This is a genomic window from Terriglobus sp. YAF25, assembly GCF_052113305.1.
Lineage (GTDB): Bacteria > Acidobacteriota > Terriglobia > Terriglobales > Acidobacteriaceae > Terriglobus.
In genome coordinates, this window is sequence record NZ_JBFRCY010000236.1 from 1 (window position 1) to 10,815 (window position 10,815).

6 protein-coding genes and 2 pseudogenes are annotated in these 10,815 nt (G+C 58.3%); 2 read left to right on the forward strand and 6 right to left on the reverse strand.

From position 1 onward, the window contains the following. From AB4043_RS11680 to AB4043_RS11705, 6 genes and pseudogenes are all read right to left on the reverse strand, one after another. Positions 1 to 421: pseudogene (locus tag AB4043_RS11680) on the reverse strand (sugar phosphate isomerase/epimerase); the annotation flags it as partial. 27 nt (positions 422 to 448) lie between these two features. After that, complete coding sequence (locus tag AB4043_RS11685; RefSeq protein WP_442300926.1) at positions 449 to 1,426, reverse strand: ThuA domain-containing protein; 978 nt, start codon at positions 1,424 to 1,426, stop codon at positions 449 to 451. A gap of 13 nt (positions 1,427 to 1,439) precedes the next feature. Further along, positions 1,440 to 3,032 (reverse strand): acido-empty-quinoprotein group A, encoded by a 1,593-nt coding sequence (locus AB4043_RS11690; RefSeq protein ID WP_442300925.1) that lies wholly within the window; start codon positions 3,030 to 3,032, stop codon positions 1,440 to 1,442. Positions 3,033 to 3,063: 31 nt separating this feature from the next. Then, positions 3,064 to 3,927: a c-type cytochrome gene (locus tag AB4043_RS11695; protein WP_442300924.1), complete on the reverse strand. Its 864-nt coding sequence runs from the start codon at positions 3,925 to 3,927 to the stop codon at positions 3,064 to 3,066. Between the two features lie 168 nt (positions 3,928 to 4,095). Beyond that, a complete protein-coding gene (locus tag AB4043_RS11700; RefSeq protein WP_442307110.1) occupies positions 4,096 to 5,856 on the reverse strand; it encodes a hypothetical protein in 1,761 nt (586 codons plus the stop codon). Between the two features lie 22 nt (positions 5,857 to 5,878). Then, positions 5,879 to 7,138: a carboxypeptidase regulatory-like domain-containing protein gene (locus AB4043_RS11705; RefSeq protein WP_442307111.1), complete on the reverse strand. Its 1,260-nt coding sequence runs from the start codon at positions 7,136 to 7,138 to the stop codon at positions 5,879 to 5,881. Between the two features lie 213 nt (positions 7,139 to 7,351). Here AB4043_RS11705 and AB4043_RS11710 point away from each other — a divergent pair, with 213 nt between their 5' ends. Then, positions 7,352 to 10,360, forward strand: a complete 3,009-nt coding sequence (locus AB4043_RS11710) for a hypothetical protein (RefSeq protein WP_442307112.1) — start codon at positions 7,352 to 7,354, stop codon at positions 10,358 to 10,360. Positions 10,361 to 10,417: 57 nt separating this feature from the next. Next, positions 10,418 to 10,815: pseudogene (locus AB4043_RS11715) on the forward strand (VWA domain-containing protein); the annotation flags it as partial.

Consider the following 10,815-nt stretch of genomic DNA (forward strand, 5'->3'; position numbering starts at 1 on the left):
CTCCTGAGAACGTGGCATGACGATCGAGTCCCAGGTTCCGCGAAGCCTTCGCTGCGAAGCGAAGCTGCTCGATCGCCCACTCCGTACGCGCGGCAGGCTTGCCATGCACTGCGGCCGGAGCAAAGCTGTCGAACAGCGCATCGTACGCCGGATGCACCGCAACGAGCTGTCCCTGCAGATGCGTTGAGAGCTCCGTAATTGCCAGACCATGCGATGCCGCAACTCCGCGCACCTCATCGCAATAGGCTGTGCTCTCGGCGGCGCGCTTCAGGTCGAACAGGCGGCCGTCCCAGGTAGGGATCTGCACACCCTTGAAGCCGATTTCGGCGGCCCATTTGCAGATCTCGTTCAGTGAGTTGAATGGCGGTTCATCGCCGRCAAACTGCGCAAGAAAAATTCCAGGTCCCTTGATCGTCTTCATGATTCGCGATGTTCTCTCCCGACCATCTTACTTCTGTGGTGTGGGTTGTGTGCCAGGACGCATCGGTGGCGGGCCATCCATCGGGTTCAAACCTTTGCTGTAATGCGGATCCTTCGCGGCCAGATCCGTACGAAAGCTCACTGAATTTGCCGTTGGGAAAGAGGAAGGCACAGGCTGCGTGACCTTGCCGGTCGCCACCCACTCCACTCCGCGCTGAAAGGTCACTACATAATCCTCAGAGCTGATAGCCATCACATCGTGCCCCAGTGTCGAGTGGAAGATGCGTCCCTTACCGAACTGCGAGACCATCAGCATCGGCTCGTCAAAACCGGTACCGTGGTTCTCTGGGTCAGAGTAGGCCGTGGCCAACACGGTCATCTTGCCGGGACCGCGCATGTTGGCATACATCTCATCGCCCTGATGCATCCACTGCTTCGGCAGTCCCTTGGTAATGGGGTGGTTGGCATCGCGCACCGTAAGTTGGAATGGGAGCCGCAAACCGTGAACACCGGCCCGGCCCGGCTTATCATCGGCAACCAGCTTGCCATCCTTATAAACCCAGTGTGGACCAGCCTTCTCAGTACGCCCACGCCATCCGCCGATGCCTGTCATCTCATTGAAGGCGACCCAGTCGGGAAAGGCATTGTCGGCAGCATGGATTGTTACCAGTCCGCCGCCGTTCTTCATGTACTGCTCGAAAGAGGACTTCACATCGCTCGACCAGCGCTCATCCGGAGCGTCATAATTCAGCACCACCGCCTGGTACTTCGACCACGCGGGATGGAACTGAGAGAAGTCGCCGTCCTTCTGAATCGTCAACACCTCTACATCGAAGAGGCCTGTCTCTTCCAGCTCCTGCTTCAGGACCGGCGTCTCCGCCGCCCAGTTGTGATACGGAGCCGCACTCTCTCCGTCGAGGATAAGAACGTGAATCTTCGATGCGGCCATCGCCGCCGGTGTCAGCGAGCCAAAGCCAACTGCGAGTGCAAGAAACCAATGCTTCATGATCTGCCTCTTCCTACTTCGTTGTTGCTGCAGTTGGAGTCCGCTTCGCCGCAGGTGCCGCCGCAGCCTCAGGCAGGCGCCAGGCAAACATCACATTGCCGCCACTGGTCAGGATGTACTGATGCCCGTCCAGTTCGTAACTGATAGGCGACGATGCAATCTGCCCTCCCGCTCCCGCGTGCCACAGCGTCTTTCCCGTCGCCGTATCTAGCGCCAGGAAGTTCCCGGTTGAGTCGCCCGTAAAGGTCAGCCCACCTTCTGTGGTCAGAACACCGGAGCCTGCACGCTGGCCAAGCTCATGCGACCACCGGATCTTGCCGGTTTTGTAGTCGATCGCGTCCAGGACACCCTTGCTCCACAGGCCGTAGTCCGCGCCTGCCCAGCCGTATGCGCCGTCGGCGGGCTTATTGAAGTAGAGGCTGTAGCTCGGTGAAGCACTCACGATAAACAAGCCGGTCTTCGGATCAAAGCTTGGCGAGCGGTAGTTCGTCATGCCACCCTCATCCGGGGCGATCAGGCGGCCATCCGGCGCGGGCTCCTTGTCGGGATTCGGAATCGGCCGGCCATCCTTATCTACACCCTTCGCCCAGTTCACCGGGCCGAAGTTCGTGGTCAGCAGATTCTTGCCATTCGTCCGATCGACTACGAAGAAGTAGCCATTACGCGAAGCCTGCATCAGCATCTTGCGCGGCTTGCCTTCAAAGACGCCGTCAGCCAGTACTGGGATCTCTACGGCATCCCAATCGTGAGTATCGTGCGGCGAAGGCTGGAAGTGCCACACCAGCTTGCCGGTCTCGGGATCAAGCGCCAGGATGGTGCAGGTATAAAGGTTGTCCCCCGGCCGCACCTTACCATTCAGCACTGGCGAGGGATTGCCCGTACCGAAGTAGATCAGGTTCAGCTCTGGATCGTACGTACCGGTCATCCACATATTGCCGCTATAGGCAACTCGTGGGGTGTCCACTGTCGGTGTCGAGTAAAACGTCCACTGCGTCTTTCCGGTATCTGGATCGACCGCTCGCAGGAAGCCCTGCAGGTTATCGAAATCACCCGAAGCTCCCACCAGGACGTGATTGCCGACAATCAGGGGAGACATCGTTGCCCATTGCCCCTTCTTCGAGTCGGCGACCTCCACATCCCACAGCACATTGCCGGTCTTGGCATCCAGCGCCTGCAGATGCGCGTCCGAAGTCATGTAGTAGAGCTTGTCCTTCAGAATGCTCACCCCACGCTGACCGATGTGGAACGCCTTAGTTGCCGGTGCGGCATAGTGCCATAACTGGTGACCGGAGCGGGCGTCGATGGCCCACACGTGATCCGGCAGGGTGAAGTACAGAATGCCGTCCGCCAGGATCGGCGTCGCCTTCAGAACGCCGTTCTGTTGTGTCTGAAAGGCCCATCCCAGCGACAGCCCGCTGACGTTGCGCGTATTGATCTCCGTCAGCGCGCTGTGGCGGCGGCCGGAGTAGTCGCCGTGATATCCCAGCCAGCTATCGCGTGGAGGATTCTTCAGCATCGCACTATCCACGCTCTGCGCATTCAAACCCGTAGTGGCAGTCGCGGCAGCAGCCAGCGTCAGCACCCGTGCACTCTTCTTCCAATTCATCGGGACCAGCTTCAACGTGCGCTCTCTTTCCTTACTTAAGGGTTTGGATATACGCGAGAACATTGTGAATGTCGTCATCGGTGTACTTGCTCATGGCGGTAACGTGAGCCTCAACCGGCTTATCGAGCTTTGCAGTGATCGCGGTCATCGGCCACGAACGATAGATCCCGGAGCTATCCCGGATGCCAAGAGTGAACTCGTCTTCGTATTCGACAGTGCCGGCAAAGGTCTGGCCGGACTTGGTCTTCACCGTGGCCTTCGTCTTTGCATCACGGGGATACAGCATCTGCATCTCGAGCCTGAGACCGCTGAACTTTGAGGCAATCCCGGCCAGGTCGCCCGTTGCCGAGTGGCACTGAGTGCAGCCTCCCGGCCCCTCGAAATATTTCTTGCCCGCCTCGGCATTGCCGGTGTGCAGATCGCTCTCGTCCACGCCACGGCGATTACCGGACTGCGATAGTGAGGAATCCTGCTGGGTGTGAATAAACGCTACAAGATTCAGAATTTCGGTATCCGACAGGCTGAAGCGTGGCATGCCCTTCTCCAACCGGCCGTTGCGGATCACCGCGCCGATCGCCTCGCCGTTTTTATCGCCGGTCACCAGCTTCGAGCGTGTCAGGTCAGGCCCGGTCTCGCCGCCGGCGGCATCCTTGCCATGGCAGAAGGCGCAGTTCTGGATAAAGAGCGCTCCACCGTTCTCCGCCTGCAGCGGCGTGAACTTGGCGTGCTCCGGCAGGGGACCTTGTGACCCCACCGTCCAACTGGGTCTCTGAGCAGGAGTGGGTCTTTGACCAGGAGTCTGTGGGGCCTGAGCTGTCATCCGGCTTAAGGTAAACAGCATCACTGGCGCCGCCACCGCAGCGGCCAGCAGGATGTTTCGGGAACGGAGCCTCATCGAACCTTCGCTTCTTGCGCCGCGCAAACTCCATTGGAGGAGAGGCGCAGCCGTAATGGGAATGGATTTATTTTCCGCCTCGAATATAAGAGGCGCGAAAATCGTGTGTCAAGCGGGGTGGTGTCGGGAAAATGCGGGCCCCGGCATAAAACCGGGGCCCGTTGGAGGTTAGAAATGAACGCGGAGAACGAACTCCATCGTGCGGGGATCGGTGGTAGCCGTCGCCTGACCGAAAGCGTTCTGGAACGTACCGGTTGAGCTGAAGTTCGTCTGGTAGGTTCCGTTTGACTGGGCAGATCCGAGCGTATTGCTGATCGTGAAGAGCGACAGGTGGTTCGGAGCATTGAACATCTCGGCGCGGAACTCCACTCCAATGTCTTCGTGAATTGGAATGTTCTTCTGCAGCGCGACGTCCCAGTTATTGAACAGCGGCCCCTTGATGGCGTCGTACCCCAGGTTGCCGTAGGTTCCCGCAGCCGGAACAGCGAACGCAGCAGGGTTCAGATACTGCTTGCCGTTATGAGCATAGGGATCGCCAACCAGGTTCGGGCGCTGGGCAACAGAGGAAGTTGTCACGAGATTGCCTGCGACTGATTGGCCGGAGGGCTGAACCACATTGATCGGCAGGCCGTTCGCAATACGGGTAATACCCGAAAGCTGCCAACCTCCAATCACCTTCTTGTACCAGTCCTGCTCATGCTGCCAGAAGGGGATGGGATAGACGTAGCTGGCTACGAAGATCTTAGGCTGATTGTAGTTAGCCGGACCGTAGTCAGCGTGCAGGTTGTTGCTATCCTGCGGTTGGTAGTCGAAGGTAGAACCTTCGGTCAGAGCCTTGGACCAGGTATAGGAAATCGTCGCCAGGCCACCGTGATTGAAATGGGTCTGCATGCGGAACTGCAGCGAGTTGTAGTTCGCATGGGCTCCATTGGTGTACTGGTAGATTTCGCCGTAGCCGCGATACGGGCGCCATGCGTTACGCTGAGCAGCAGCCAACGGATTTGCCTGCTCCGTGCCGGCAGCGGCCTGGTTCAGGTTTTTGCGGTAGGTCAGGTTCGCTGAACGAGAGCCTACATAGTTCAGCTCAACGGACGTGTTGTTGAACAGCTTGTGCTGTACACCAAAGCTGTAGCTGTGAATCCGCGGGGGCTCCAGGTTCATTGCCGCCGAGTTGCCGATATTGGTTGGCGTGGACTGTGTACCGATGCTACCGAGGCCGTCCACGTTGCCGGCGCTGGCAAGTGAAGCAACTGCGGTAAACGGCAACTGCGACGACGCACCGTAAATATAGTTACCTTCGACACGCTCATAGGACATGCCGTAGCCGCCGTGGACCACGGTAGTCTGTTTTCCCGTCAAGTCATAAGCGAACCCAACGCGTGGAGCGAAGGTGTTGTACTTCGTTTCGACAATACCGCCGGGCTTGTTTCGGAACAACGCCTGCACCGCCGGGTTGTTGTATACGGATGGCGCTACCACCTGCTTCGCCTTCTCGGAGAAGCCGTTGCCGGGCAGTACAAGACCGTTGTAGGGCGAAGGGTTGGAGGTAATACTTCCATTTGTCTGGCTGATGGTCGCCGCCTTCGATTGATCGAATAGTGTCGGGTCGAAGAATGCGGTGTTGTTGGGCCAGCTTGAGATAGGCGGCATGAGCTGCCAGCGGAGGCCAATATTCAGGGTCAACCGGCGAGTCGTTCTCCAGTCATCCTGCACATAGGTTTCAAACTGCGGGAAACGAGCCTGGATCTGGGGAATGTTGCTGCCTTCGGTATAGTTGGCGAAGTTGCCTTGAACGAGAGCATTTAAGGAACTGAAGGTGAACTGCCCGTTCAAAGCCGGCGGAGCCGTCTGGTTCTTACGCGCGCGCCAGAAGTACCCACCAATCTTGAGAGAGTGGTTCCCCAGCACGCGCGAGAAGTCATCCTTCAACGCATAGATACGTTGATAGTTATCAAATTGTCTCCAGTCCGGGGATGGTGCGATCGTAGATCACGAAGTTCGTCGGATTACCCACGTTGAGCGTATTGTCGTGAACGAAGTGCCCGCTGATCTGGTTCTTCTCGTTCATGTTGTAGTCGACCTTGACCAGGTATTCGGACTGGTTATTGTTTCCCAGGCTGAGGTAACGGAAGTTGCCGCTTGGGTCCTGCAGCACCGTTGCAGCAAGAGCACGACCGGTCGCAGTGGATCCTCCCGCTGAGATAGCAGCTGCGATGGCCGCCGGAGTGGGAACCGTCACATTCTGCACCGTCGAGGTGCGAAGGCGCTTGTATTCCTGTGCGGCAAAGAAGAAGAGCTTCTCCCGGTTCTTGTTGAAGACACCAGGAATCCAGATCGGACCCCCGATGGTATAGCCGAAGTCGTTATAACGGAGCGGCGCTTTAACCGGAGCCACGCTGTAGGAGCTGATCGCCCGGAAGGGATAGGCCTGAACAGCGTCATTGCGCAGATACTCATACACGCTGCCATGGAAGTTGCGGCCACCGCTCTTAATCGCTACCGATACCGTCGCACCGGAGGTTCCACCGTAGCTGGCATCGTAGGCAGATGCAACGTTACGGAACTGCTGCAAGGAGTCCGGAGAGATGTTGACGAAGTTGTTACCGCCGCCGCCATTGTCCTTATTATCGACGCCGTCAATGAAGTAGTTCGCCGAATCGGTACGGATACCATTCACCGACTGCGAGCTGCCGCTAACACCATAGGTACCGAAGAGCGCGAAGCCTCCGGCGATCGTCTGCGATACACCCGGCTGCAAGGTGAGAAGCTGAATGTAATTTCTGCCATTCAACTGGATCTGCGTCGCTTCCGTGCTCGAAATCACGCCGCCGATCTCCGCCGTCGTTGTCTGGATCAGCACATCGCTCGACTTTACCTCGATGGACTCGGTGGCCTGGCCAAGAGCAAGCTCGACCGGTACGGACGGTTTGCTGCCCACGTCCACGTGAACGCCGGTCAGGACCGACTTCTTGAATCCCGCAATGGTCGTAGTGACCGTGTAGATGCCTACGGGARGGTTAAGAACGACGTAGTTACCGTCATCGTTCGATTTGACCGCTCGGCTGACGCCGGTGGCCTCGTTGATTACCGTGACATCCGCCTGAGGAACCGCCGCGCCGGAAGGATCGGTGACAGTGCCCGAAATCTGCTGGCTGTCCACCGCCTGTGCTGCGGAAATTCCTATTGACGAAATAAGTATGAGGAAAAACATCAGAAGCCTTCGCTTCATATACGCCCCCTGTTTCAATGACTTCCTGTGGTCACCCTGTGTGGAAGAGGACTTCCCTGCGTTACAAGGCAACCTGTTTTTAGAGTTCCGTCTTTGACGGCTTTATTACGCGGGCAAAAATATATAGGGAGAATGCAAATGACTGTCAACCGAAATTTTGATGGGTGCCGAAACGTGGGCAGAAAAAATGTTTTTATGAGTCGTCTCATAATCGGGCTTGGACCGATCGCGTTCGCTCAAAATAGCACTGTACTGATTCCAGGGCCGTTGCGCTCGTTCTTGCGCATGGCGGGTGTCAGCCAGAAAGCCGCCCCGGAAGATGTTCTTCCGCTCTTCGCGCGTAGCGTTTTCATCCGTGGTTACTCCGGCGGCCGACCATCCGAATATCTGATGCTGCTGGACCGTTACGTCGCCCAGGCACGGGAGCTGCAAGCGCTCGCCGGCCCCGCGGGAACTCTCAAAGTCACAAGCTGCACGGACGCCGTCCCGCTCCTGCAGATCCTGGGTTACCGCATCCGCAACGGCTGCGGAAAGACCACGCTGCTTACGACCGCCGATCCCGACCGCGCCTTTCTGACCATCGATTCCGGTTTTCCCCTCCCCCAGCTTGAAGAAGCACTGCAAACCGGTCAGACCTTCACCATGCCTTACACCTACTCGCAGGTGCCGGGCCTGTTGCACGAGGGCGACTGGTTCAGCATCAGCACCAGCCGTCGCCGCGGCATCAGCAGCCTGATTGACGCCATCGTCGACGATCCGTCAGTAGCACGTCTTTACTGGGCGATGAGTAAGCTTGATCCTGAAACGCGCAACGTACTGCTGCGCCAGCCTGGTCTTCGCCGCCTGGCGCCGGTCAGCGCGGTCCTCGATTTCTATGGCGGCGAGCTCACCGTCCGCGATAACCGCGTTGTTGTCCCTGGCGGCCCAACCAGCGACAATGCCTGGAAAGATATTGTGGGAGCAAGCCCGCAGTCGCCCGGAGACTTCATCCTTCATCTGCTTGCGAAAGACCGTGGCTGGACCGCGGCTTACTTCGATTCCCTGTCTCGCGCCAGCCGTGAGGAACAGGTTCACCTTACCGAGCCGACGCGCATGAAGCAGCTGTACGAAGCTTTCCATCCGTCCGATTCGGATCCGCCTGCGACTCGTGGTGTCTTCCGCCGCGCTCCCGATATCCTCGTCCTCTTCTCACGCGCAAACTGGGCTCCCGATGGCACACCTCATATCCCGGGAGATATCGATACATGGAAGCACATCCTCGCCGATGCTCCGCGCAACCATGCCACAAGCGAATGGGCCAAGCACGCAAAAGGTTGGAATCGTCCGGAGCAGGTGCTGCAAGGGATGGTTGGCATCTCCCGAACTGATATGGAGAGCGGACCGCTGCAGGTCTTCCTCCAGACCAACGCCATCGACCGCGCCCGTGGCAATGCCAAACCGCTCGACCCGCAGACGGTCCGCCTGATGGCATCGCACTTCTCGCAGTATGCCAACTGGTTCCCACTCTTTGCGGAATTCCCAGAACTCGACAATGACTCGATTCAGCAGTTCATCAATACAGCTCAAACTGTAGGCGGCATCTCCAATGAGACGCTTCGGGGCAATGCTCTCGGTTCTTTCCAGGCCATAGTCGGCATATGGCAGGTACTGGCCCGGCAGGGTGAGATCCAGCCCGCAATGCTGAACGCCTCCTGGCAGCACATGCTGGAGCCCTTCAACAAAGTACAGAATGATACCGAGCTCTTCGACCACGCCCGCGAATCGCTCGGCCAGCTTGCCATGGCGGCCGCCGGTAAGCCGAACTGCACTCAGGACGAATGGATCAGTCTGCTTGGAGGGCCAAACCAGAGCAGCCGCGAAGGCCGCGCCATGCAGCAGGAAATGGCCGGCCGTATCCGTTCCGTCATGGTCGATCAGCGGCTGGTCTCGCTCGACACGCTCTTCACCTTAAGTGACGGTCTCTCTGCTCTTTCACAAGGCACAACCACCGCGGACAAGCTGCTGCCGATGGCCGAGGAACTGCGCGAGTTTGAGATGCCGCGCGCCATTCTCACCACAATGGAGCGCATCGAATGGGCTCCCCGCGGATACTCGATTCGCCATGCGCAGCTCCAGGCGCGCACCGACATGACGAAGCTGCTGAAGTCGCAACCAAACAAGCAGCAGCTTGAGAATGCCCGCGGCACCCTGGCGGCCTTCCTCCGCGACACCCTGGTGGGCCTGAACTACGCCTACTACGAGCCGCCGGGCGCGCAGATGCTGCACCACAATCCCGTCTTTGTACGTGCCCATGACTTCACTGGCACAACCGTTTCCAGCCCCGAACGTGCCTGGATGATCGCAGAACTCTTCGGCACCGGTTCACCCGCCAGTGGGGGCGCCTATCTCGCCGGCTCGTTGGCTGATCTTCCCTTTGCTTTAGCAAAGTCGGAGCAGGACTTTATCGTTCCGGAAAATGTACAGGCGCTTATCTGGCGCGAGCTGGTTCCCGAGCTTCTCGTCTCCGCAAGCATGCCACGCTGGTGGGAGATCACCGCCCCGGAGATGCATGCCGCCGCTCTCTATCAGCGAGCCGGAGAAGACCTCATCGATCTCGCCCGCAAGAACCCGGAAGTCCGTTCCCATGTTCGCAGCATTCTGGAAGATCGCCTGACCGTTGGTCAAATAATGACGGTGGACGACGCATGGAACAGCAAGACCGCCAGCCCGCCAAAGATAGCTCCTGCCGATGCCTTCTATCTCGCCTCGCTGTACCGCACGCGCTTCCCGCAGGAGCAGGCATGGAGCCCTGCCGATCAGGAACTCGAAGCGTTGAGTAAAGAACATCCGGAAGAGTCACGGCCTGACCGCATTGCGCGCGACTTTGGTGTACCGCACCCGGTCATGGACTCCAGCTATGGCCGCGATCTCCTGGCGATCAAACCATTTCCTTTCTTCGGAGGCTTCTCGAGCCGCCTCTTCGGCGAAAGCTGGGACTCCAACAACTTCTATTGGGCCCGCCTTGCCGATGAGCTCGGCTATCAACCGGTCATGCTTCATCGCCTTGTGCCGGAACTGACACGGCGCATGACGGCAAAGATCTTCGCATCGCACATTGAGGACTGGGCAGCACTGGACCGCGCCATGCGAGAAACAGGAGAAGACTTCCGCCATAGTATTGCAGCACAAAAAGCAGCGCAGGCCGTTGCAAGCAGCGCGCAATGAAATCTTGGAAATTACGGGACACTGAGTATGTTTAGAAATTTGTTGACTGGAACGTCATTGGGTCTGTTAGTGCTATTGCAAGGCGGCCTGCGTGCGCAGGAGGATAACTCGCGTATTCGCGTCAACGTCGTACTCGTACAGTTGAGTGTCGCCGTTACAGATGGCAAGGGCAATTACATCGGCGGTCTGAAACCGGATGATTTCGTCGTTACCGAGGATAAGATCCCCGAAAGGCTCGCCGGCTTTGAAGAAGGTGTCACCACCCTCACGCGCGCGGCCGACGATACAGGCATTCCAATGCCCACAACGGCGCCACAATCCATTCCCGCGCCCGGTGACCCGGCTCTTCCATCCGCAACCGGCGGCCCTCAAACTGCCGGGGCCAGCGTCTTCATTCTGTTTGACAGCAGCAACTACATGTACCGCGGCTTCGTCTTCGCGCAGGACGCTATCGC